Source organism: Streptomyces sp. NPDC000348, from assembly GCF_042898795.1.
In the GTDB taxonomy this organism is placed as follows: Bacteria; Actinomycetota; Actinomycetes; order Streptomycetales; family Streptomycetaceae; genus Streptomyces.
In genome coordinates this window covers 11033-33213 of record NZ_JBIAZD010000019.1, presented here as the reverse complement: position 1 = coordinate 33213, position 22181 = coordinate 11033, and the positions used below count along the sequence as shown (strand labels likewise).

General features: G+C 73.5%; 22 protein-coding genes. 11 read left to right on the top strand and 11 right to left on the bottom strand.

The genetic code is table 11. The annotated features are described in order from the left end of the window. Window positions 1–32: 32 nt before the first annotated feature. Window positions 33–416 (bottom strand): DUF3037 domain-containing protein, encoded by a 384-nt coding sequence (locus ACFY3N_RS29435; RefSeq protein ID WP_390819808.1) that lies wholly within the window; start codon window positions 414–416, stop codon window positions 33–35. Further along, a complete protein-coding gene (locus ACFY3N_RS29430) occupies window positions 413–1177 on the bottom strand; it encodes a HipA family kinase (protein ID WP_390819807.1) in 765 nt (254 codons plus the stop codon). Before ACFY3N_RS29430 ends, ACFY3N_RS29435 begins: the two co-directional genes overlap by 4 nt. A 195-nt stretch (window positions 1178–1372) precedes the next feature. Between ACFY3N_RS29430 and ACFY3N_RS29425 the strand changes: the two genes are divergently transcribed. After that, window positions 1373–1876 (top strand): Rieske (2Fe-2S) protein, encoded by a 504-nt coding sequence (locus ACFY3N_RS29425; RefSeq protein WP_390819806.1) that lies wholly within the window; start codon window positions 1373–1375, stop codon window positions 1874–1876. 41 nt (window positions 1877–1917) lie between these two features. Next, a complete protein-coding gene (locus ACFY3N_RS29420) occupies window positions 1918–2388 on the top strand; it encodes a pyridoxamine 5'-phosphate oxidase family protein (protein ID WP_390819805.1) in 471 nt (156 codons plus the stop codon). Here ACFY3N_RS29420 and ACFY3N_RS29415 read toward each other — a convergent pair. Then, window positions 2363–3310 (bottom strand): LysR family transcriptional regulator, encoded by a 948-nt coding sequence (locus ACFY3N_RS29415; protein WP_390819804.1) that lies wholly within the window; start codon window positions 3308–3310, stop codon window positions 2363–2365. The genes ACFY3N_RS29420 and ACFY3N_RS29415 overlap by 26 nt on opposite strands. Window positions 3311–3385: 75 nt before the next feature. Here ACFY3N_RS29415 and ACFY3N_RS29410 point away from each other — a divergent pair, with 75 nt between their 5' ends. Then, window positions 3386–4333: a DMT family transporter gene (locus ACFY3N_RS29410; RefSeq protein WP_390819803.1), complete on the top strand. Its 948-nt coding sequence runs from the start codon at window positions 3386–3388 to the stop codon at window positions 4331–4333. 265 nt (window positions 4334–4598) lie between these two features. Here ACFY3N_RS29410 and ACFY3N_RS29405 read toward each other — a convergent pair whose 3' ends face one another. Further along, window positions 4599–5936 (bottom strand): aminotransferase class I/II-fold pyridoxal phosphate-dependent enzyme, encoded by a 1338-nt coding sequence (locus tag ACFY3N_RS29405; RefSeq protein WP_390819802.1) that lies wholly within the window; start codon window positions 5934–5936, stop codon window positions 4599–4601. Between the two features lie 35 nt (window positions 5937–5971). Here ACFY3N_RS29405 and ACFY3N_RS29400 point away from each other — a divergent pair, with 35 nt between their 5' ends. Then, on the top strand, window positions 5972–6649 hold the full coding sequence (locus tag ACFY3N_RS29400; RefSeq protein WP_390819801.1) for a pyridoxamine 5'-phosphate oxidase family protein: 678 nt from the start codon (window positions 5972–5974) through the stop codon (window positions 6647–6649). 385 nt (window positions 6650–7034) lie between these two features. Here the strand turns inward: ACFY3N_RS29400 and ACFY3N_RS29395 are convergent, their stop codons facing one another. The 4 genes from ACFY3N_RS29395 to ACFY3N_RS29380 all read right to left on the bottom strand — a co-directional run bounded on the left by ACFY3N_RS29395 (window position 7035) and on the right by ACFY3N_RS29380 (window position 10611). Next, window positions 7035–7991 (bottom strand): DMT family transporter, encoded by a 957-nt coding sequence (locus tag ACFY3N_RS29395; protein ID WP_390819800.1) that lies wholly within the window; start codon window positions 7989–7991, stop codon window positions 7035–7037. Window positions 7992–8216: 225 nt separating this feature from the next. Further along, window positions 8217–9218 carry a DMT family transporter gene (locus tag ACFY3N_RS29390; protein ID WP_390819799.1) on the bottom strand — a complete coding sequence of 334 codons (1002 nt, stop codon included), beginning with the start codon at window positions 9216–9218 and terminating at the stop codon, window positions 8217–8219. 46 nt (window positions 9219–9264) lie between these two features. Then, window positions 9265–9798, bottom strand: coding sequence for a Clp protease N-terminal domain-containing protein (locus ACFY3N_RS29385; RefSeq protein ID WP_390819798.1), 534 nt, complete (start codon window positions 9796–9798; stop codon window positions 9265–9267). 180 nt (window positions 9799–9978) lie between these two features. Then, window positions 9979–10611, bottom strand: a complete 633-nt coding sequence (locus ACFY3N_RS29380) for a PadR family transcriptional regulator (RefSeq protein WP_390819797.1) — start codon at window positions 10609–10611, stop codon at window positions 9979–9981. A 162-nt stretch (window positions 10612–10773) separates the two neighbouring features. Between ACFY3N_RS29380 and ACFY3N_RS29375 the strand changes: the two genes are divergently transcribed. After that, complete coding sequence (locus tag ACFY3N_RS29375; protein ID WP_390819796.1) at window positions 10774–11583, top strand: PhzF family phenazine biosynthesis protein; 810 nt, start codon at window positions 10774–10776, stop codon at window positions 11581–11583. 54 nt (window positions 11584–11637) lie between these two features. Here the strand turns inward: ACFY3N_RS29375 and ACFY3N_RS29370 are convergent, their stop codons facing one another. Next, a complete protein-coding gene (locus ACFY3N_RS29370) occupies window positions 11638–12438 on the bottom strand; it encodes a CPBP family intramembrane glutamic endopeptidase (protein WP_390819795.1) in 801 nt (266 codons plus the stop codon). Between the two features lie 94 nt (window positions 12439–12532). Further along, window positions 12533–14050 carry a glutamate-cysteine ligase family protein gene (locus ACFY3N_RS29365; protein WP_390819794.1) on the bottom strand — a complete coding sequence of 506 codons (1518 nt, stop codon included), beginning with the start codon at window positions 14048–14050 and terminating at the stop codon, window positions 12533–12535. Between the two features lie 562 nt (window positions 14051–14612). On the opposite strand from ACFY3N_RS29365, the gene ACFY3N_RS29360 reads away from it, so the two are divergent. From ACFY3N_RS29360 to ACFY3N_RS29335, 6 genes are all read left to right on the top strand, one after another. Further along, window positions 14613–15197 (top strand): hypothetical protein, encoded by a 585-nt coding sequence (locus ACFY3N_RS29360; protein ID WP_390819793.1) that lies wholly within the window; start codon window positions 14613–14615, stop codon window positions 15195–15197. Window positions 15198–15514: 317 nt separating this feature from the next. Beyond that, window positions 15515–15715, top strand: a complete 201-nt coding sequence (locus tag ACFY3N_RS29355) for a DUF5999 family protein (protein WP_073934577.1) — start codon at window positions 15515–15517, stop codon at window positions 15713–15715. Between the two features lie 189 nt (window positions 15716–15904). Then, the gene (locus tag ACFY3N_RS29350) at window positions 15905–16300 is read left to right on the top strand and encodes a molybdopterin-binding protein (RefSeq protein WP_390819792.1); all 396 of its coding nucleotides are present in this window, start codon (window positions 15905–15907) and stop codon (window positions 16298–16300) included. A gap of 165 nt (window positions 16301–16465) precedes the next feature. Continuing rightward, window positions 16466–17269, top strand: a complete 804-nt coding sequence (gene modA, locus ACFY3N_RS29345; RefSeq protein ID WP_390819791.1) for a molybdate ABC transporter substrate-binding protein — start codon at window positions 16466–16468, stop codon at window positions 17267–17269. Beyond that, the gene (gene modB, locus ACFY3N_RS29340) at window positions 17266–18093 is read left to right on the top strand and encodes a molybdate ABC transporter permease subunit (RefSeq protein WP_390819789.1); all 828 of its coding nucleotides are present in this window, start codon (window positions 17266–17268) and stop codon (window positions 18091–18093) included. The genes modA and modB overlap by 4 nt, the downstream gene beginning before the upstream one ends. Before the next feature lie 4 nt (window positions 18094–18097). Beyond that, a complete protein-coding gene (locus ACFY3N_RS29335; protein WP_390819788.1) occupies window positions 18098–19183 on the top strand; it encodes an ABC transporter ATP-binding protein in 1086 nt (361 codons plus the stop codon). Window positions 19184–19235: 52 nt separating this feature from the next. On the opposite strand, the gene gcvP is transcribed toward ACFY3N_RS29335, so the two are convergent. Beyond that, window positions 19236–22121, bottom strand: coding sequence for an aminomethyl-transferring glycine dehydrogenase (gcvP, locus tag ACFY3N_RS29330; protein WP_390819787.1), 2886 nt, complete (start codon window positions 22119–22121; stop codon window positions 19236–19238). Window positions 22122–22181: the final 60 nt, after the last annotated feature.

Genomic DNA, 22181 nt, shown 5'->3' with positions numbered 1-22181 from the left:
CCACCCGCGGCCGCCCGCGCCCACCGCCCCGGTCAGCGCACGAGCAGTTCGAGCAGCCGGTCCGCCTCCGCCGCCGGATCGGCGGTGAGCCCGGTGTGCACGGGGCCGGGCTGGACGATGGTGGACCGGGGCGCGATCAGCCAGCGGAAGCGCCGCCCGGCGTCGTCCCGCGCCGCCTGCCCGGCCGCGTCCCCGCCCGCGCAGACGCCCTCGACGGCGCGCAGCGCGGCCCGTACGCCGGGCACGTCGGCCTTCGGGTCGAGGGCCAGCAGCCGCGCCTCGTCGAGATGGGTGCGGGCCGCGACGAACGACTTGGGGCGGCAGTACACGAGCACCCCGGCGTTGACGCACTCACCGCGCTCGATGCGCGGTACGACCCGCAGCAGCGCGTACTCGAAGACGTGCCGGCCGCTCACTGGTCCCCCTCGAGGCCGTGGATGTCGTGGTGGACGGTGGCCGCGCGGGCGATCAGCGGCCGCGCGTAGGCCGCCCGGAGTTCGTCCGGGGTGTCGAAGCCGGGCTCACCGGTCAGCCAGAGGTCGGGGACCTCCGCGGTGACCTCGGCGAGCAGTTCCTCGGTGACCTGCGGCGCGAGCCGGGCCGCGGCGGACGCGATGTCCGGCGCGCAGGGTTTCAGGGCGTGGTCGGAGGCGTCGTAGGGACGGGCGGCGGAGGCCGCCGCACCGGGCCAGTTGTGGTGCCAGATCATGGTCGCGCCGTGGTCGATGAGCCAGAGTCCGCCGCGCCAGCGGAGCATGTTGGGGTTGCGCCAGGAGCGGTCGACGTTGTTCACCAGCGCGTCGAACCAGACGATCCGTCCGGCCTCCTCCGGGCTCACCTCGAAGGCGAGCGGGTCGAAGCCGAGGGCGCCGGAGAGGAAGTCCATGCCGAGGTTGGTGCCGCCGCTGGACTTCAGCAGCCGCTGCACCTCCGGCTCGGGCTCACCGAGCCCCAGCACGGGGTCGAGCTCCACGGTGACCAGGCGGGGCACCCTCAGTCCCAGCCGGCGGGCGAGTTCACCGCAGACGACCTCGGCGACCAGCGTCTTGCGGCCCTGTCCGGCACCGGTGAACTTCAGCACGTAGGTGCCGAGGTCGTCGGCCTCGACGAGTCCCGGCAGCGAGCCGCCCTCGCGCAGCGGCGCGATGAACCGGGTCGCAGTGACTTCCTTCAGCATCGCACCAGGCTACTGGCGCGTCGCCGCACGTCGGAGGCGGCCCGTGCGGGACGGCCCGGGACCGACAGCGGAACGACAGCCGTGGTTTACGCCCGTCCGACCGCGGACAGGCCAGGCTCTCGGCATCGCGTGAACAGCGTGGGCCCGCCGACCGTACCTCTCGACAGATCACGCATCCCCCGGAAGGAACACGGCATGACCAGCGCATCGCTCAAGCCCTCCCCCTCAGGACCCGCCCGTCGAACCGTCGTGGCGGCGGCCGGAGCGGCGGGCCTCACCGCCGCGCTGACCGCGTGCGGAGGCTCCGACGACGACACGTCGAGTTCCTCCGTGGACTCCGGCTCCACCGGCGGCGCGTCGGACGACGGCCGCACGGACGGCGGGGGTTCGGGCGGCGGCGGGGACGCCGGCGCCGCCCCGCTCGCCCCGACCGCCGACATCCCCGAGGGGGGCGGAAAGGTCTTCGCCGACCGTAAGGTGGTCGTCACCCAGCCGACGGCGGGCGAGTTCAAGGCGTTCTCGGCGACCTGCACCCACCAGGGATGCGCGGTGAAGAGCATCGCCGACGGGGTCATCAACTGCCCCTGCCACAACAGCAACTTCTCCATCACCGACGGCAGTGTGCAGAGCGGTCCGGCGACCAAGCCGCTGCCCGCCGTGGAGATCACGGTGAGCGGGGACTCGATCACCCTCGCCTGAGCCGCCGGCGCCGGGCACGACACGAGAGACGAAGGGGCCGTATGACCGCCACGCAGCGCCGGGGCCGGAAGATCATGATGACGCCCGGTGAGCTGGACGATTTCCTCACCGTCCAGCGCACCTGCCGGGTCGCCACGGTGTCCGCCGACGGCGCACCGCACGTCAGCACGCTCTGGTTCGCCTGGGACGGCAGCGCACTGTGGCTGTACTCCGTGGTGCGCAGCAGACGCTGGGCGGATCTGCGGCGGGATCCGCGGGTGGCGATCGTGGTCGACACGGGCGAGGAGTACGACGAGCTGCGCGGTGCGGAGCTGTCCGGACGGGTGGAGTTCGTGGGCGAGGTCCCGCGCACCGGCGGGCTGTGCGCGGAACTCGACGTTCCGGAGACCTTGTTCGCCCGCAAGAACTTCGGCCTGGACGAGATGCCCCACGACGGCCGGCACGCCTGGCTGCGCCTGACCCCGGAGAAGATCGTGTCCTGGGACTTCAGGAAGCTGGCGACGCTGCCGTAGCACCGGTGTTCTCCCCGGCCGCCCCGACGCGCTCCCCCGCCGCCCGCAGCGCCCGCACCGCCGCCCGGATCGACGGGCGGCGGTCGGCGTCCGCGCGCCAGACGACGAAGACGTGGCGTCGTACGCGCTGCCGGAGCGGGACGGTCACCACCCCGTCGGGCAGCGGGTCGCGGCCGAGCAGCGGGGCGATGCAGACGCCGAGCCCCGCCGCGACCAGGCCGAGCTGGGTGTGGCTCTCGGCGGCCCGGTGGCCGATGACCGGTTCGATGCCCTTGGAGCGCAGGGTGAACATCAGCCACTCGTGGCAGAACTCGCCCTCGCCCCAGGTGATCCACTCGTCCTCGGCGAAGTCGGCGAGGTCCACCTGGTCGCGGTCGGCGAACCGGTGACCGGCCGGGAGCGCCACGTCGGCCGGGTCGTCCAGCAGGGGCGCCTTGACCAGGCCGTCGGGCAGCGGCATCGGCTTGTTGTACCAGTCGAGCACCACCGCGAGATCGAGATCCCCGCGCACCACTCCCCGGATGCCCTGCTCCGGCTCCTGCTCGCGGGAGCGCACGCGCAGCGCGGGGTGCCGCTCGCGCAGGTCCCGCAGGGCCGCCGGGAAGAGTCCCCGCGCGGCGGTCGGGAACGCCGAGACCCGCAGCTCACCGGCGACCTGTCCGCGCTGTGCCTCCAGGTCGGACTGGGCGAGCTCGACCTGGGAGAGGATGCGCGCCGCGTGCTCGGCGAGCAGCCGGCCCGCGTCCGTGAGCCGGATCCCGCGCCCGTTCCTGGCCAGCAGCTGCTGACCGACCTCGCGTTCCAGCTTGGACATCTGCTGCGAGACGGCGGAGGTCGTGATGTGCAGGCCCTCGGCCGCGCCGCTGACCGAGCCGTGCCGGGCGAGGGCGTCGAGGGTGCGCAGGCGCTCCAGGTTCAACATGTAAGCGATGCTACGAGATACCGGGTGCGAAATCTCGATTGTGCTACGAGATGGATGTCCCGCATCGTTGCGTCCATGAGCAGCGTCACCGCGACCACCACCGCACCGGCCCCGGCCGGCCCCGCCCCGGAGCGCACCCTTCCCCGCCTGGACTGGCGGCTGCGTTTCGGCGCGCTCTCCCTGATCTGGGGGTTCAGCTTCCTCCTCATCAAGGTCGGCACCCAGGGCTACGCCCCCTTCCAGGTCACCCTCGGCCGGCTGGCCTTCGGTACCGCCGTCCTGGCGGTGGCGATGCTGGTGCGGCGGGAGGGGCTGCCGCGCGGTGCGCGCACCTGGGGGCATCTCGCGGTCGCCGGGTTCCTGCTGAACGCCCTGCCGTTCTCGCTGTTCGCCTTCGCGGAGCTGACCATCCCGTCCACGCTGGCCGGCATCTGCAACGCGACCTCGCCGCTGTGGGGCATGGCCCTGTCGCTGGTGGCGCTGTCCGAGGACCGGCCGACCCGGGTGCGGGTGGCGGGGCTCGGTGTCGGCTTCCTCGGGGTGCTGACCGTGCTGGGTGCCTGGCAGGGCTTCGCGGGCCTGGACGCCCGGGGCACGGCGCTGGCCCTGCTGGCCTCGCTGAGCTACCCCGTCGGCTGGATCTACGTCCGCCGCACCCTGGCGGGCAGCAGCCACTCGAACCTGTCCCTGACCGGCGGCCAGTTGCTGCTGGCCACGGTCCAACTGGCCGTCGTCACGCCGCTGTTCACCACACTGCCGAGCCGCTTCGCCGTCGGTCCGCTGCTGGCGATCGCCGCGCTGGGCATGCTGGGCACGGGTCTGGCCGTGCTCATCCAGTACGGCCTGGTGGCCGAGGTCGGCCCGACGACCGGCCAGATGGTCACCTACTTCGTCCCGGTGATCGCCGCCGCGGCCGGCATCGTCCTCCTCGGCGAGACCCTGACCTGGTCGACACCGGTGGGCGCGGCGATCGTCCTGGCGGGCGCGGCCCTCACCCAGGTGAGACCGAAGAAGCCGGCGTAGCCCCGAACCCACGGAGCTGCGGCCGGCCGTGCCTCCCCCCGCGCCTCGAGGGCCGGGGAGGCACCCCCCAGGGCGATGGGGTCCCCCGCTCACGGGGGTCCCCCTCCAGCTCGAGCGAAGCCGGAAGCGGGGGGATGGGCGCTGGGGGTACCTCCTCCGGGGGAAGCGCCCCGGCAACGCCGCGCTGCGGAACAACCGCCCGCCCAGCCCTCACCGGCACGGCCGACCGCGGGTGGCCCGCACCACCCGGCCGCCCGCCCCCGCCTCAGGCATACGTCCGCACCGGGCCCCCGGCCGGGCCGAGCGCCGCCGCGATCGCCTCGGCCAGGGGCTCGATCTCGTCCTCCGCGAGCGTCGAGACCGTGACGCGGACGCCCGGCGGCGCGCTCATGCGGAAGCGGGCGCCGGGAGCCACCGCCCAGCCGGCGTGCAGCAGGCGGGCGACGGCGCCGGTCTCGTCGGGGACCGGCACCCACACGTTCATGCCGCTGCGCCCGTGCGCCGCGATCCCGCGCCGGTCCAGCGCCTCGATCAGCGCGTCCCGGCGCCGCCCGTACCGCGCGGCCACGGCCGCCGGATCCACCGCGCCCTCGCTCCACAGCCGCACCACCGCGCGCTGGACGATCCTGCTGACCCAGCCCGGCCCGAGCCGCTGCCGTCCGCGCACCCGGTCGAGGGTGACCGCGTCCCCGGTGAGCACCGCGAGCCGCAGGTCGGGGCCGTACGCCTTGGCCGCCGAGCGCACGAAGGCCCAGCTGCGGGTCGTACCCGCCAAGGCGTGCAGCGGCAGGTCGACGATGTGGTGCCCGTGGTCGTCCTCGACGAGCAGCGTCTCCGGGTGGCCGGCGAGCACCGGGCGCAGGGCACGCGCGCGGGCGGCGCTCAGCGCGGCGCCGGTCGGGTTCTGCGCCCGGTCCGTGACGATCAGGGCCCGCGCCCCGCCCGCCAGCGCCCTGCGCACGTCGCCGGGCAGGGGGCCCTCGTCGTCGACCCCCACGGGGACGGTCCTCAGTCCCAGCGCGGGGAGCAGGTCCAGCAGGCTCCCCCAGCCCGGGTCCTCCACCGCGACCGCGTCCCCGGGCCTGAGGTGCGCCACGAGCACCCGCTCCATCGCGTCCAGCGCGCCCGAGGTGACGGCGACGGGCCCGTCGGGAACCCCGTCCGCGTCCAGCCGGGCCCGCGCCAGCCGCGCCAGCTCGGGCTCCACGGGCGCGTGCCCGTACAGCACGGGCTCCCGGTCGCCCTCCCCGGCCGCCGCGGCGAACGCTCCGGCCAGCGGGGGCAGCAGCGCGGGGTCCGGGTTGCCCTCGGACAGGTTCCGCACGCCCGGCGGGACGTCCACCCGGATGAGCTCCCGCGGGGTGGTGGCCGGCTTGGACCGCACCCGGCTCCCCCGCCGGCCCGCGGTCTCGATGACCCCGCGCTCGCGCAGGGTCCGGTACGCGGCGGCGACGGTGTTCGGATTCACCCCGAGCCGCTCCGCCAACTCCCGCATGGGCGGCAGCGGTTCGCCCGGCCGCAACGCCCCGTCCCCCACCGCGCGCTCGATGCTCGCGGAAATCTCCGCTGCGCGCCGTCCACCGATCCGATACTCTCCTAGCACAAAGCAGATTATGCACTAGTGCAATGGAGAGCGCCATGCAGGGGACCCAGCAGCAGCCCGCCGCCACCTACCCGCCCACCGGGCGCACCGTCCCCACCCGCTCCCCCGAACGCGCCGCGTACGACAAGGAGCTGGTGCACGCGATACTCGACGAGGGCTACGTCTGCCACCTCGGCTTCGTCCGGGACGGTGCGCCGGTGGTGCTGCCCACGCTGTACGGCCGGGTCGGCGAGCGTCTCTACGTGCACGGTTCGACCGGCTCGCGCCCGCTGCGCGCGGCGGGCGGGGCCGGTGCCGGCCTCCCGGTCTGCCTGACCGTCACCCACGTCGACGGGCTGGTGCTGGCCCGCTCGGCCTTCCACCACTCGATCAACTACCGCTCCGTGGTGGTGCACGGCCCGGCGTACGACGTAACCGACCCCGAGGAGAAGCGGCAGGCCCTCGACGCCCTCGTCGACCATGTCGTACCGGGGCGCGCCGCCGACTCCCGGCCGGCCAACAAGAAGGAGCTGGCCGCCACGGCGGTGATCCGCCTCGACCTGAACGAGGTCTCCGCCAAGCTCCGCACCGGCGGCGTCAACGACGAGCCCGAGGACCTCTCCCTCCCCCACTGGGCCGGTGTCGTCCCCCTGCGCAAGGGCTACGACACCCCGCTCGCCGATCCGGGCCTGGCCCCCGGCACCGGGCTGCCCGGCTACCTGGCGGCCCTGTGACACCGGTCCAGCCGCCGGAGCACGGCGTCCCGACGGGCCTTCACACCGCCGTCCGGCTGCGGTGGCGCCCCCATGCCGTGGGCGATCCCGCGCGGAAGGCCGCGCCTCCGAACCGCCGGACGGGCCGCTTCCGGCCGGAGGCCGGCTCCGCGCGGGCGACGGCGGGCGAGGCCCCGTAGGGCGGGCTGCCGCCGGGAATCCGCGGGCTTCGGCTCGAAGCGACGGGCGTACGGGTGAAGTTCACGTACACGGGCAAGCGGTCGGAGGCGGTGCGCGGCCGGGGCGGCGGACCGGGCCGGCGCGCCCGGCGCGGAGGCCCGCGCACGTCCCGCGCCGGCGGACGGCCCGGCCCAAAGGCCCTCCCGCCCGGAAGGGCCCTTCGCCGTCACACGGGTACGGCTGCCGGCTCCCCCTTGCCGGCCCGCGCACCCCGCGCCTCGCCCACCGCGAGCCCCGCGACCGAGCCCAGCATCAGCAGGGTGCCGGCCAGCGTGGCCGCGGTCAGCCGCTCACCGAGCAGGGCCACCGCGAGCACCGCCGCGCTCACCGGCTCCAGCAACATGATCACGGACACGGTGGCCGACCGTACGACGGCCGCGCCGGCGAAGTAGAGGCCGTACGCGAGCGCCGTCGGCACGGAGGCGACGTACGCCAGGAGGCACAGCAGCACGCCGGGCGCATCGGTGTGCGGCACCGGTCCCTCGACCGCGGCGAACGGCAGCAGCACCAGGCTGGTGACGGCGAACGCCCTCACGGTCGTACCGGAGGAGTCCACCGCGCCGTCGCGTCCCCACCAGCGGGTGAGCAGGGTCATCGCCGAGTATCCGGCCGCGGACAGCAGGGCGAGCAGGACGCCCCACGGATCCACGGCCGCCTCCCCGCCGCCGAGGACGAGCACGACGAGTCCGGCGAGCGCGCCCACGACGGCGGCCAGTCCCCCGCGCCCGAGGCGCTCGCCCATGGTCAGCCGGGCACCGAGTGCGATCAGTACGGGTCCGGCGCCGAGGGTGACGACGGTGGCCACGGCGAGTCCCGTGGCGGAGACGGCCGCGAAGTAGGCGGTCTGGAAGACCGCGAGACCGATCCCGGTGGTCCCGGCCCGCAGCGCCCGCCGGCCGAGCGGCTCGGGGGCGGCGCTCCGCGCGCGCCGCGACAGCGGCCGGGCCGCGAGCAGCAGCACCAGCCCGAGCGCGCAGCGCCAGAAGGACAGGGAGACGGGCCCCATGTCGCTGGTCCGGTAGACCAGCGACGCGGCCGCGCCCGCGGTGCCCCAGGCGGCACCGGCGACGATCAGATAGAGGAGGCCCCGCCCGACGGGCAGGCCGGAGACGGCGTTCGACACGTGTTCTCTCCGCAGGTACACGCACCACACGCACCGGCGTGGGCGCGGAAGTTCGGGAAGGGATCCCGGATCGGTCCCGGTCGGGGCCGGGCCGGCGGGATCCGCGGACTTCGTCTGCGGGCAGCACCGTCACGCCCGGCGACCGGCCGGGCGGATGTACCGGAGGGCCCGCCTCAGGCGGACGGAGGCGGAAGGAGGAGTGCTCGCGCATGCATGATCGGCACCCTATGCGGTCGTTTCCGGCGTGGACAACTCCCGTTCGGGTCCGCCGCCGGCCACCGGTTTCCCGGAACCCTTCGCCGGGGCCGAGGACTGGGCGATGAAGGCGCCCGTGAGGACGACCGCGCCGCCCACGATCTGCGGCGCCGACAGGTGCTCGCCGAGCAGGACCCAGGCGAGGAGGGTGGCGATGACCGCCTCAAGACAGGCCACGACCCCGGCGACCTGCGGCGAGAGCCGGCGCACCGACATCACCCCGGTGACGTAGGCGACCACCGTGGCGACGAGGACGATCCAGGCCAGCAGGACGAAGGCGGCGACCGGGGTGCCGTCCATCTCCGCGCTGCCGGTGAGCACGGACCATTCCATGGACCAGGGACGGGCGACGACGGTCAGGACGGCGGCGCCGATCAGCAGCCCGTAGGCGATCACACCGAGCGGGTGGGGGGCCTCCTCGCCGTCGCCGCCCTGGTCGGACAGGACGAAGTAGCCGACCTGGCAGCAGGCCGCGCCGAGCGCGAGCAGCAGGCCGAGCGCGTCGAAGCCGAGGCCCGCCCACACCTCCACGACACAGGCGAGCCCGCCCACCCCCAGGACCACGCCGACCGCGGCGGCACGGGTCACCGGCCGCCGCTGCACGAACCGCACCCAGCCGAGCACGAGCGCGGGTGCCAGGTACTCGACCAGCAGCGCGACCCCGACGGGGATACGGGAGAGGGCGGCGAAGTAGCAGGCCTGGACGCCGGCCACGGCGAACAGGCCGAACCCGGCGAGCAGCCCGGGCCTGCTGCGCAGGAGTTCCCGGTGGCGCACCGCCAGCGGCAGCATGACGAGCGCCGCGCCCGCCACCCGCAGCCACACGACGTGGAGCGGGTCGAGACCCGCCTCGATCAGCGGCTTGGCCGCCACACCGGACCCCCCGAAGGCCAGCGCGGACAGCAGCGCGAGGCCGAGTCCGACGCCCTTGCGGTGGTCGCTCGGGGTACTGACAGAGGTAGGCACCGGCACATGATGACAGGCCCCGACAGGAGCGTCACCCCTTATGACACCTGTCTCACCGGCTGGACGGCGCCTCGAGCCGGGCGAACAGCGCACGGGGGTCGATCCCGGCACGCTCGAGCACCTCGACGGCGCGCGCCCGCGGGTCCGCCACGATCGCCGCGAGCAGGTCCGTGCCGCACGCCGGGTCGCGGCCGTGACGGGCGGCGCGCCCGCGGGCGTACTCCACGCAGCCGGCGGCCAGCGGCGAGAAGCCCGCGGTCCCGGTCACCGCGGGGACGCCGCCGGAGTCCTCGACCGCGCCCTGCCAGCGCAGCCCGTAGCCGATGCTGCGCTGGACCAGGTAGCCGAGCAGCCGGGCGATCTGCGGACCCTCGCCGAAGGCGGCCCTCACCTCGGCGTCCGACTCCAGGAGCGAGTGCAGCAGATGGGCGGTGTCGATCTGGCGGTCCCCGTCCCGGACCGCTCTGCGCCGGGCGCCGGCCACCACCGCCGCCAGCTCTGCGCCGAGCCCGGCATCGTTCTCCGCGCGGTGGGCGCCCTGCTCCTGGAGCTCCTGGGCCTGCTGCCGGGGGATACGGGATTGCACGTCCTCCACCCCATCAGCCGCGCGGGCCCGGGGCATCCCCGGCGGGAAGCATCTTGGCGTCCCACGGAAAGTGGACGTCCCGGGCCGGAACCTCCTCCTTGCGGAGGAGATCGGGGCGTTTCCGCCCGAGGGGCGCGCGCCGGTTTGCGTCACGCCCCTCGCCGGCCCCCGCCGACTCCGTCAGTCTTCGTCGGCGAGGATCAGGTACAGCTTCCTGCGGGCCTCGTTGATGACGGCGAGAGCCTTCTCCCGCTGCTCCTTGCTGCCCGTCTTCCAGACCTGCCCGAAGGCCTCCATCAGACCGAAGCCGGCCTGCCGGATCTCGCTCAGCGCCTCCCAGTCGACCCCGCGCGAGGCCTCTTCCCAGGGCGCCTCGGGGCCTTCCCCGGCCGCCGAGCGGCCGGCGTCGGTCAGCGAGAACAGCTTCTTGCCGCCCTCGGACGCGCTGACGATCAGCCCCTCGTCCTCCAGCAGCTGAAGGGTGGGGTACACCGAGCCGGGGCTGGGCTTCCACGCCCCGCCGCTGCGCTCGGCGATCTCCTGGATCATCTCGTAGCCGTGCATCGGACGGTCCTTCAGCAGGGCCAGGATCGAGGCCCGTACGTCACCGCGCCGCGCCCTTCCCCTCGGTCCGCCGCGCCCTCGTCCGCCCCAGGGACCGCCATGCCCGAAACCCGGGCCGAAGGGACCGCCGGGACCACCCGGGCCCCCCGGACCGAAGGGCCCGAAGGCCGCCCGCAGCCGCTCGAAGTCGCCACGTCCGCCACGCGGGCCGCCATGACCGTGTCCGTACTCGTGACCGTGGGTGCGCATCGCCACCACTCCATTCCATCGTTGATCTGTCGCGATGCTTCAACGATATATCGGAACAGTTCGTTCGGCAACCCCCCGGCCGGGCCGCCGTCCGCGGCGACCGGGCCAACAGTCGCGCATTGGCCTTGGTCCGCGGCTTCGCACCGCCCTTACCGTCGGGACATGCGGATTCGAATCGTCGACGCCTTCACCGACCGGCCCTTCTCCGGCAACCCCGCCGGAGTGCTGCTGCTCGACGCCTTCCCGGACGACCCCTGGCTGCAGAACGTCGCCCTGGAGGTCAATCACGCCGAGACGGCCTTCGCCCACCCGCTCCCCGCGGGCGGCGAGGCCGACTGGGCGCTGCGCTGGTTCACCCCCACCACCGAGGTCGCGATGTGCGGCCACGCGACACTGGCCACCGCGCACGTCCTGCACACCACCGGCGCGCACCGGGGCCCCGTGCGGTTCGCCACCCGCAGCGGCGTCCTCGTGGCCACGCCCGGCGAGGACGGCTCCGTCACCCTGGACTTCCCCACCGCCCCGCTCACCGCGGTCGACGTTCCCGAGGGCGTCGCCGAGGCGCTGGGCACCCCGCCGCTCACGGCGTTCGACACCGGCCCGAACATCGGGGACCTGCTCGTCGAGGTCGCCGACGAGCGGACCGTCCACGCCCTGCGGCCCGACCTCAAGGCCCTGGCCGCTCACTCCGAGCGCGGCGTCATCGCCACCGCCCGCGCGGAGAACCCCGCACTCGGCTACGACTTCGTCTCCCGCTGTTTCTTCCCGAACGTCGGCATCGACGAGGACCCGGTCACCGGCAGCGCGCACACCGCCCTGGCCCCCTACTGGTCCGAGCGCCTCGGCCGCTCGGGCCTCACCGGCCTGCAGGCCTCGCCGCGCTCCGGCCGCGTCCGCACCGAGGTGCGCGGTGGGCGGACCCTGCTGAGCGGACGGGCCGTGACGGTCATCGAGGGCGACCTGCTGGTCTGAACCCGGTACGGCGAAGGGGCGTACGGCACTGCCGTACGCCCCTTCGCCACCGCCTCACGCCGTCGGCAGCCAGTCCACCTTGCCGGCCAGCAGCGCGTATCCCACGAACGCCCCGATGTCGAGCAGCGCGTGCGCGACCACCAGCGGACCGACGCGTCCCCAGCGCCGGTAGAGGTACACGAACACCACGCCCATCACCATGTTCCCGATGAAGCCGCCGATGCCCTGGTAGAGGTGGTACGAGCCGCGCAGCACCGAACTGCCCGCCATCGCCGCGCCGGGACTCCAGCCCAGCTGATCGAGCCGGCGCAGCAGATAGCCGACGACGACGACCTCTTCGAGGATCGAGTTCTGCATCGCCGAGAGGATCAGCACGGGGTACTTCCACCACACCTCGGGCAGCGCCTCCGGCACCACGGTGAGGTTGAAGCCGAGGCCTCGCGCGGCCAGGTAGAAGGCGATGCCGCTGCTGCCGATGACCGCCGCGACCGCCGCTCCGCGGCCGAGGTCGGACCAGGGCCGGGTGCGGTCGAAGCCGAGGGTGCGCAGCCCAGCGCCCTCGCGCAGCAGGAAGTGCGCGACCAGTGCGACGGGTACGAGCGCCGTGGTGATCCCGAAGAGCTGCCAGGCCAGGTCCAGCCAGGGGCGGCCCGGCGCGGCCGAGGCGTTGAGGGTGGCCGCCTGGTCCTTCAGACCGCCCGGTTCGGTGACCGAGCCGACAAAGCTGATCAGGGCCGAGACTCCGCTCGCGCCGAGCGACAGCGCGAGCACGAGAAGCGTCTCGTTGCGGAGCGTCGTCCGCGAGGGCCGCCGCTCGGAATACGCATCGGCCCCCGGGCCGGCCTCCGCCTGCACACCTGCCTCCCCACATCACCGATCGAATCAGATCAGTATGAGGGCAGCGGCTGTGCGCCCGGCCGGGGGGCCGTGCGGAGGCGGTCCGCGGGGGTCAGCCCGCCGGCACCGGTTCCGGCAGTCCCACCGGCCAGCTGTGCACCGGATCGCCCTGCTGCACCAGCTCGCGGTAGCGGAGGGTGGTGGCGGCCAGGGCGGCCTCCCGGCCGAGGCCCAGCTCGAGGGCCCGGTGGAAGGTCGCGGCCTGCCAGGTCGCGCCGTTCACCCTGCGCCGGCACCGCTCCTCGATCACCCCGAGGTACAGATCCCGGTCGGCGGGCTCGATGCCCCACGCGTCCAGCCCTGCCTCGGCGAGCGGCAGCAGTTCGTCCCGTACGAGGGTGACCGCGTCCACCTCGCCCAGCCCGCCGAGGCGGCCGCGCCGGGGCCAGGTGAGACGGGCGTCGATGCCGTACCTGCAGGCGGCGTCGAAGTTGGCGGCCGCCGCCTCGAACGGCAGCCGGGTCCACACCGGCCGGCTGTCCTCGGCGAGGGCGCGGACCACTCCGTAGTAGAACGCCGCGTTGGCGAGGACGTCGGTGACGGTGGGGCCGGCGGGCAGCACGCGGTTCTCCACGCGCAGGTGGGGGACGCCGTCGGCGATGCCGTAGACGGGGCGGTTCCAGCGGTAGACGGTGCCGTTGTGCAGCACGAGTTCGGCGAGGCTGGGGACGCCGCCCCGGTCCAGCACCTCGAGCGGGTCCTCGTCGTCGCAGATGGGCAGCAGGGCCGGGTAGTAGCGCAGGTTCTCCTCGAACAGGTCGAACGCCGAGGTCACCCAGCGCTCCCCGAACCAGGTGCGCGGCCGCACCCCCTGGGCCTGGAGCTCGGGCGGGCGGGTGTCGGTGGACTGCTGGAACAGCGGGGGCCGGGACTCGCGCCACAGTTCGCGGCCGAACAGGAACGGCGAGTTGGCGCCGACGGCGATCTGCGCGGCGGCGACGGCCTGGGCCGCGTTCCACACACCGGCGAAGCGCTCCGGGGTGACCTGGAGGTGCAGTTGCACCGAGGTGCAGGCGGCCTCGGGGGCGATGGACTTGGAGGTGCAACTGAGGCGCTCCACACCGTCGATGTCGAGGGTGAAGTCCTCACCGCGCGCGGCCACGATCTGTTCGTTGAGCAAGGCGTAGCGGTCGACGTCGGAGAGATTCGAGGAGACCAGGTCGTCCCGGTCCAGCGTCGGCAGGATGCCGATCATCACGATCCCCGCGTCCACCTCACCGGCTTTCCGGTCGGCGTACGCCAGCGAAGTGCGCAGTTCCTCGTCGAGCCGGTCGAATACCCGCCCGCCCAATCGGTGGGGGGCGATGTTCACTTCCAGATTGAACATGGCGAGTTCTGTCTGGAAGTCCCTGCTGGCGATCCGTTCGAGGACTTGCGCATTCAACATTCTCGGCATGCCGTCGGCGCCCGCGAGATTCAATTCGATCTCCAGCCCCATGAGGTTCTTGGGGCGGTCGAACCGCTTCTCCGCCAGGAGTCGCTCCAAGCCCGTCAGACAACTGCGGAGCTTCTCGCGGTAGCGCTGGCGATCGGACAGGTCGAACTGACCTGCCACGACCTTCTCCCCCATCGGAGCTTCCTTCCTCGCACGGGCGGACCGAAGATCGTCCGCCGGAGTCCCGGTCCACAGGCAAGGATGCCCCGTCGATGCGATCGATAACGCCCCGGAGGGCACCATCGGCCGCTAGTCTGGTCGATGTGACCAGTGGCACATTCACGGGGCATGGAACGGAAGGCGTCTTACGGGCCGGTTGCGAACTCGTGAAAAACGCCGACACGAATTGGCCGACCACTTCGGGGCCATTTCCCGAGGTCATCGGCGTGCACCCCGCCTGGAATCGGGACCATTTTCGCATTTCACCGGCCAAAAGTACCCTTGTTCCGCCGGTTGAAAACAGCTAGCCGAAACACAGTCCGAACACGCGTCGTATAAACTTTGCGCACAAGGCAGAAGGTTGGCGCCCGCGGTTCGAGTGATCCAGCCGAGAGGTGGCGTGCGGCACTCCTCGCCCCCGTCTCCCGGACTCGGCCCCCGGCCCCTGCCTCTCTGGCCTTCGCGAGCTGACAGCGCCGTCCGCCCCGCCACGCCCCGCCCTCGCGCCACTGTGCCTTCGAATGAGAGGCGACCCACCATGCCCCTGCACGTTCCCCCGGCTCCCGCGCCCGCCCTGCGTTCCGTCCTGACCGCGCTCTCGTCGCCGACCGCGGTCCGCGAAGCCCGGACCCCGTCCCTGCTCGTCTCCCAGGGACCCGCCTCGGCCGAGCTGCCCCTTCCCGTGCACGTCCTGGACCGGGCCGCCTCCGACGGCGGGAGCGCGACCCGGTTGGCCGGGTGGCGTTTCCTGATCCGCACCGGCGACCGCGCGGTGGCCGCCGCGGACACCGTGCTCACCGCCGACGGCTGGACCTTCTCCCGCTTCTTCGAGGGCCCCTACATCACCTCCACCGAGCTCGCACTGCGCCAGGCCGACGCCCTGACACAGCCGTACCAGCCCCGGCTGCTCTCGGTGCCGAGCCTCTACATGCTCACGCTCTGGCTGCACGGCGACCCCACCGCGGACGGCGCCGCCGGCCACCCGGCCGCCACCGATCTGCTCGTCCCGCTCGCCCCGGCGCCGCCCGGCATCGCGGCCCACCGCCCGCACCGGTTCACCGACCTGCTCCCGGTCCTGACGCACCGGGTGACACCGACCCGCCTGCTCGGCTCACCCGCCTGAGAAGAGACCGCGTACCCCGCCGCCCGGGACTCCCGACGCGGCGGGGTACGTGCTGTTCCCGGGCGGACTAGCCCCATCCGGCCACGGTGAACCACCCGAAGTGACCGTGCAGTCGAGGTGAACCGTCCGTGCGGGCGACGCGTCATCAACCTGTGAGGAGCGGTGCCGCGAAATCCCTGCGGATCGTCGTCCGTGGGGCAACACTGGTTTCCGACCGACCTATCACAACGGGGGGGGCGGCCATGAACGAAGCTTCACGCCGCGGAACTGAAACGACAGCCGACTCACAGGTCACCACAGAGCGAGAGATCCCACCCATGTGCCAGCACCAGCCACCGTGCCCCTCAGCCGACTCCGCCGACCGGGAATCCGCCCGTCTCGTGGCGCACCACCCGGAGCAGGGCTGGAGCCTGCTGTGCAACGGTGTCGTGTTCTTCGAGGACACCGGTGAACTCCTGCCCGACGGCAGGATCATCGCCCCGCAGCGTCCCCGCGGCGCCAGCCTGACCACCGCCTGAGCACGACCGGGCGGAACGGGGCCCGCCCGGGGACACGAGGGGCCGGACGCGGGAACTCCCGCGCGCCGGCCCCGACGCGCGTCCGGGGTGCGTCGCCCACCGCGGTCCGGCACGGGAAAGGGGTGCCCGGCCCGCCCGCCCCCGCCGGGTGCGGCTGACGCGCCTTCGGCACCGCCTATCGTGACCGGCATGCAGTCCTACACGATCGGCCAGGCAGCGAGGCTGCTCGGCGTGAGCCCGGACACCGCCCGCCGCTGGGCGGACGCGGGGCGTCTCACCACCCACCGCGACGACGGCGGACGCCGGCTCGTCGACGGACGGGACCTGGCGGCGTTCTCCGTCGAACTCGCCAGGGCCGGCGCCGCCGAGGAGGGCACCCCGTACACCTCCGCCCGCAACGCCTTCCCCGGCATCGTCACCGCGATCAAGCTCGGCGACGTCGCCGCCCAGGTCGAGATCCAGGCCGGCCCGCACCGCCTCGTCTCGCTGCTCACCCGGGAGGCGGTCGAGGAACTCGGACTGGAGGTCGGCATGGAGGCCACGGCCCGCGTGAAATCGACGAACGTCCACATCGACCGCATCTGACGGCGGCAGCGCACCTGCCCGAACGCACATGCACACCCTCTGGCTATTTTTCCTTGCTCATGCAGTGAGACAGGGGGTGAAAGCCTGGCAGATGCGTCAGTATGATCGACGTATCGCGAGGGCTTCACCGGCTCTTCCACCGGCCCGCAGAGGGAGTGCTCCGACATGACCCGTTCGCATCGGACCCGTCGGATCGCCGGCGCCGGGACAGCCGCCGCCGTACTGGCGCTGAGCGCCTGCTCCGGGTCCGGCTCGGGCTCGTCGGCGTCCGCGGGGTCCGGCGGGCGGGAGATCACCGGCACGGTCACCGTCTTCGCGGCCGCCTCGCTGAAGGAGAGCTTCACAGTGCTGGGCGAGCGCTTCGAGAAGGAGCACCCGGGGACCGAGGTCACCTTCAACTTCGGCGGCAGCGACGGCCTGGCGGCCGGCATCGGCAACGGCGCGCCGGCCGACGTCTTCGCGGCGGCCAGCGCCAGGACGATGAAGCTCGTCGTGGACGGGGGACACACGGCGGGCAGCCCGAGCACCTTCGCCCGCAACCGGCTGGAGATCGCCACCGTGCCGGGCAACCCGCACGCGATCGACTCCCTCGAGGACCTGGCCGTGTCCGGTCTCAAGGTCGTCCTGTGCGACAGGACGGTGCCCTGCGGAGCCGCCGCGCGGACCGCCCTCGCCGCCGGCGGGGTCGAGCTGGAGCCGGTCTCGTACGAGCAGGACGTCAAGAGCGCCCTGACGAAGGTCGAGCTGCGGGAGGCCGACGCCGCCGTCGTGTACCGCACGGATGTGAAGGCGGCCGGTGACAAGGTGGAGGGCGTGGAATTCCCGGAGTCCGCCGAGGCCGTCAACGACTATCCGATCGCCCGGCTCGAGAACGCCCCCAATCCCTCGGCGGCGAGGGCGTTCGTGGAGCTGGTCGGGTCGCCGGAGGGCCAGAAGGTGCTGGGTGGGGCGGGATTCCTGAAGCCATGACCACCGGCCAGGAAGCCCCCCGGAGGGCACGCCCCCGTGCCCCCGGCCGCGGTGTCCCCCTCGCCCTCCTCGCGCCCGCCCTCCTGGGCCTGGCGTTCCTCCTGGTCCCGCTCCTCGCCCTCCTCCTGCGCGCCCCCTGGCGCAGCCTCCCCGAGCAGCTGTCCAGCCCCGAGGTGTGGGACGCGCTGCGGCTGTCGCTGTTCTGCGCCACGACGGCGACCGCGCTGAGCCTGGTCCTCGGCGTTCCGCTGGCCTGGCTGCTGGCCCGTACGGACTTCCCCGGCCGGGGCCTGGTCCGCGCCCTGGTGACGCTCCCACTGGTGCTGCCCCCGGTGGTGGGCGGTGTCGCCCTGCTGCTCGCCCTGGGCCGCAACGGCGTCGTCGGCCAGTGGCTGGACGCGTGGTTCGGCGTCACCCTGCCCTTCACCACCGCGGGCGTCGTCCTCGCGGAAACGTTCGTGGCGATGCCGTTCCTCGTCATCAGCGTCGAGGGCACGCTGCGGGCCGCCGACCCGCGTTACGAGGAGGCGGCCGCCACCCTGGGCGCCTCCCGCTTCACCGCGTTCCGCCGGGTCACGCTGCCGCTGATCGCTCCCGGCATCGCGGCGGGCGCCGTACTGGCCTGGGCCCGGGCCCTCGGGGAGTTCGGCGCGACGATCACCTTCGCCGGCAACTTCCCCGGCCGCACCCAGACCATGCCGCTCGCGGTCTACCTCGCCCTGCAGAACGACCCGGCCGCCGCGATCGCCCTCAGCCTGGTCCTGCTGGCGGTGTCCGTCGCCGTACTGGCCGGGCTTCGGGACCGCTGGATGAGGGCCGTCTGACACCATGGCGAAGAATCCCGGACACCTGCCCGAGCCGGCCGGCACCACGGCCGAAGGGCTGGACGCGCGGCTCGTCGTGGACCACGGCTCCTTCCGCCTGGACGTCGCGCTCACCGCCGCGCCCGGTGACGTCGTCGCCCTGCTGGGCCCGAACGGGGCCGGCAAGACCACCGCCCTGCGCGCACTCGCGGGCCTCGCCCCGCTCAGCGCCGGGCACCTGCGGCTGGACGGCACGGAGCTGCGCCGCACACCGCCGGAGTCGCGCCCGGTGGGTGTCGTCTTCCAGGACTACCTGCTCTTCCCGCACCTGACCGCGCTCGACAACGTGGCCTTCGGGCCGCGCTGCCGGGGCGTCGGCAAGGCGGAGGCACGCGCCCAGGCCGCCGAGTGGCTCGACCGCATGGGTCTGGCCGGGCACGCGGGTGCCCGGCCCCGGCGGCTGTCCGGCGGCCAGGCCCAGCGCGTGGCCCTCGCCCGCGCCCTGGCCACCCGCCCCCGGCTGCTGCTCCTGGACGAACCGCTCGCCGCCCTGGACGCCCGTACCCGGCTGGAGGTGCGCGCGCAGCTCCGCCGTCATCTGGCCGCCTTCGAGGCCGTGGCCGTCCTGGTCACGCACGACCCGCTGGACGCCATGGTGCTCGCCGACCGTCTGGTCGTCGTGGAGCAGGGCCGGATCGTGCAGGAGGGCACGCCCTCCGACATCGCCCGTCACCCGCGCACCGAGTACATCGCCCGGCTGGTGGGCCTCAACCTGTACCGCGGGCAGGCCGACGGCCATGCGGTGCGGCTCGACGCGGGGCCCGCCGTGAGCACGACGGAGCACCTCTCCGGGCCCGCCTTCGTGGCGTTCCCGCCCGACGCCGTCACCCTGCACCGGGACCGGCCGACCGGCTCCAGCGCCCGCAACCTCTGGCGCTGTGAGGTCGCCGGTCTCGAGACCCACGGGGACCGGATCCGCGCGGAGCTCACCGGCGAACTCGCCCTGGCCGCCGACCTCACCACGGTCGCCGCGGCCGAACTCGGCCTCCACCCGGGCGCGACGGTCTGGGCGGCCGTCAAGGCGACGCAGACGCACGCGTACCCGGCGTAGCCGCACACGCCGCAGGGCCCCGCTCCGGTCGAGCGGGGCCCTGCGGCGTGCGTCAGTCCTCGTACGCGTCCAGCGGCGGGCAGGAACAGACCAGGTTCCGGTCGCCGAAGGCCTGGTCGATGCGGCGCACCGGCGGCCAGTACTTGTCGGCGGCGCTCACCCCGGCCGGGAACACGGCCTCCGTCCGGCCGTACGCGTGCTCCCACTCCCCGCCGAGCGCGGCAGCGGTGTGCGGGGCGTTGCGGAGCGGGTTGTCGTCCGCGGGCCACTCGCCGGAGCCGACCTTCTCGATCTCCGCGCGGATCGCGATCATCGCCTCGCAGAACCGGTCGAGTTCGGTGAGGTCCTCGGACTCGGTGGGCTCGATCATCAGCGTGCCGGCCACCGGGAACGACATCGTCGGCGCGTGGAAGCCGTAGTCGATCAGCCGCTTCGCCACGTCGTCCACGCTGACGCCGGTCGCCTTGGTCAGCGGGCGCAGGTCGATGATGCACTCGTGCGCGACCAGGCCGGCGGGGCCGGTGTAGAGCACCGGGTAGTGCGGCTCCAGGCGCTTGGCGATGTAGTTGGCGCTGAGTACGGCCACCTGCGTGGCCCGCTTCAGGCCCTCGCCGCCCATGAGACGGACGTACGCCCACGAGATCGGCAGGATGCCCGCCGAGCCCCACGGCGCCGCCGAGATGGGCCCGACACCGGTCTTCGGGCCGGCCTCCGGCTGGAGCGGGTGGTTCGGCAGGTACGGCGCCAGGTGCGCCCGCACGCCGACCGGGCCGACGCCGGGGCCGCCGCCGCCGTGCGGGATGCAGAAGGTCTTGTGCAGGTTCAGGTGCGAGACGTCACCGCCGAAGTGGCCGGGCTTGGCCAGGCCCACCAGCGCGTTGAGGTTGGCGCCGTCCACGTACACCTGGCCGCCGGCCTCGTGCACCTCGGCGCAGATGTCGGCGACGTGCTCCTCGAACACGCCGTGCGTCGAGGGGTACGTGATCATCAGCACCGCCAGCTCGTCGCGGTGCTGCCCGATCTTCGCCCGCAGGTCCGCGACGTCGATCTCGCCGTCGTCGGACGTCTTGACGACGACGACCTTCATGCCGGCCATCACGGCGCTGGCGGCGTTGGTGCCGTGCGCGGAGGACGGGATGAGGCAGACGGTGCGCTGCTCGTCGCCGTTGGCCCGGTGGTAGCCGCGCACGGCGAGCAGACCGGCCAGCTCGCCCTGGGAGCCGGCGTTCGGCTGGAGGGACACCTTGTCGTAGCCGGTGACCTCGGCGAGACGTTCCTCCAGCTCGCGGATGAGCGTGAGGTAGCCCTGGGCCTGCTCGGCGGGCGCGAAGGGGTGCAGCTGACCGAACTCCGGCCAGGTGACCGGCTCCATCTCGGTGGTCGCGTTGAGCTTCATGGTGCAGGAGCCCAGCGGGATCATGCCGCGGTCCAGCGCGTAGTCGCGGTCGGAGAGCCGCCGCAGGTAGCGCAGCATCGCGGTCTCTGAGCGGTGCTGCCGGAAGACGGGGTGGGTCAGGTACTCGTCGTTGCGCAGCAGGGCGTCCGGCAGCGTGTCCCGCGCGGCCGCGTCCAGGGCCTCGGCGTCGCCCTCGACGCCGAAGGCGCTCCACACGGCGGCCAACTGCTCCCGGGTGGTGGTCTCGTCGCAGGCGATCGAGACGTGGTCGGCGTCGACGAGGCGCAGGTTGACGCCGTTGTCGCGGGCGGCGGCGACCACCTCGGCGGCCCGTCCGGCGACCCGCACGGTCAGCGTGTCGAAGTAGGAGCCGTGCACGATCCCGGCTCCGCCGGCCCGCAGTCCCTCGGCGAGGACGGTGGCGTACCGGTGGGTGCGCCGGGCGATCAACCGCAGCCCCTCCGGACCGTGGTAGACGGCGTACATCCCGGCCATGACGGCGAGCAGCACCTGGGCGGTGCAGATGTTGCTGGTGGCCTTCTCGCGGCGGATGTGCTGCTCACGGGTCTGGAGGGCGAGACGGTAGGCCTTGTGTCCGTCCGCGTCGACGGAGACGCCGACGAGCCGCCCGGGCAGGCTGCGCGCCATCTTCTCCTGGACGGCCATGTAGCCGGCGTGCGGCCCGCCGAAGCCCATCGGCACACCGAAGCGCTGCGTGGTGCCGACCGCGATGTCCGCGCCCAGCTCACCGGGCGACTTCAGCAGGGTGAGGGCGAGCAGGTCGGCGGCCACGGTGACGAGCGCGCCGAGCTCGTGCGCCCGGTCGATCACCGGCTTGATGTCGCGCACGGCGCCCGAGGCGCCCGGGTACTGGATCAGCACGCCGTTGATCTCGCGCTCGGCGAGCTCGGCGGGGATGCCCTCACCGAGGTCGGCGACGACGACCTCGACGCCGGTCGGCTCGGCGCGGGTCTCGATCACGGCGATGGTCTGCGGCAGCACGTCCGCGTCGACCAGGAACAGGCCCTTCTTGTTCTTGCCCATGCGCCGCGACAGCGCCATCGCCTCGGCGGCGGCGGTGCCCTCGTCGAGCAGGGAGGCACCGGAGGTCGGCAGGCCGGTGAGCTCGGCGACCACGGTCTGGAAGTTCAGCAGCGCCTCGAGCCGCCCCTGCGAGATCTCCGGCTGGTACGGGGTGTAGGCCGTGTACCAGGCCGGGTTCTCCATCACGTTGCGCAGGATGACGGGCGGGGTGAACGTCCCGTAGTACCCGAGCCCGATCATGGAGCCGAGCACCTCGTTGCGGTCGGCCAGCGCACGCAGCTCGGCCAGCACCTCGGCCTCGCTCCGCGCACCCGGCAGGTCCAGCGCATCGGCGTTCTTGATCACATCCGGCACCGCGGCGGCCGTCAGCTCGTCCAGCGAGCCGTAGCCGACCTGGGCGAGCATCTTGGCCCGGGCCTCGTGGTCGGGGCCGATGTGGCGCTGCTCGAAGGGGATTCCCTGTTCGAGCTCGGAGAGCGGAGTGCGAGGGGCGGTCATTGAGGAGGCCTCCTGGTCCGACGACCTTCGAGGGGCACCACGGCGCGGGTGCCCGAACGG

Coding starts and splice junctions, on each gene's coding strand:
- ACFY3N_RS29430 (WP_390819807.1), bottom strand. CDS start 1,177: ATGCTGAAGGAAGTCACTGCGACCCGGTTCATCGCGCCGCTGCGCGAG.
- ACFY3N_RS29365 (WP_390819794.1), bottom strand. CDS start 14,050: ATGGGGGAGAAGGTCGTGGCAGGTCAGTTCGACCTGTCCGATCGCCAG.
- ACFY3N_RS29410 (WP_390819803.1), top strand. CDS start 3,386: ATGAGCAGCGTCACCGCGACCACCACCGCACCGGCCCCGGCCGGCCCC.
- ACFY3N_RS29425 (WP_390819806.1), top strand. CDS start 1,373: ATGACCAGCGCATCGCTCAAGCCCTCCCCCTCAGGACCCGCCCGTCGA.
- ACFY3N_RS29400 (WP_390819801.1), top strand. CDS start 5,972: ATGCAGGGGACCCAGCAGCAGCCCGCCGCCACCTACCCGCCCACCGGG.
- modA (WP_390819791.1), top strand. CDS start 16,466: ATGACCCGTTCGCATCGGACCCGTCGGATCGCCGGCGCCGGGACAGCC.
- gcvP (WP_390819787.1), bottom strand. CDS start 22,121: ATGACCGCCCCTCGCACTCCGCTCTCCGAGCTCGAACAGGGAATCCCC.
- ACFY3N_RS29420 (WP_390819805.1), top strand. CDS start 1,918: ATGACCGCCACGCAGCGCCGGGGCCGGAAGATCATGATGACGCCCGGT.
- ACFY3N_RS29415 (WP_390819804.1), bottom strand. CDS start 3,310: ATGTTGAACCTGGAGCGCCTGCGCACCCTCGACGCCCTCGCCCGGCAC.
- modB (WP_390819789.1), top strand. CDS start 17,266: ATGACCACCGGCCAGGAAGCCCCCCGGAGGGCACGCCCCCGTGCCCCC.
- ACFY3N_RS29355 (WP_073934577.1), top strand. CDS start 15,515: ATGTGCCAGCACCAGCCACCGTGCCCCTCAGCCGACTCCGCCGACCGG.
- ACFY3N_RS29350 (WP_390819792.1), top strand. CDS start 15,905: ATGCAGTCCTACACGATCGGCCAGGCAGCGAGGCTGCTCGGCGTGAGC.
- ACFY3N_RS29360 (WP_390819793.1), top strand. CDS start 14,613: ATGCCCCTGCACGTTCCCCCGGCTCCCGCGCCCGCCCTGCGTTCCGTC.
- ACFY3N_RS29335 (WP_390819788.1), top strand. CDS start 18,098: ATGGCGAAGAATCCCGGACACCTGCCCGAGCCGGCCGGCACCACGGCC.
- ACFY3N_RS29375 (WP_390819796.1), top strand. CDS start 10,774: ATGCGGATTCGAATCGTCGACGCCTTCACCGACCGGCCCTTCTCCGGC.
- ACFY3N_RS29380 (WP_390819797.1), bottom strand. CDS start 10,611: ATGCGCACCCACGGTCACGAGTACGGACACGGTCATGGCGGCCCGCGT.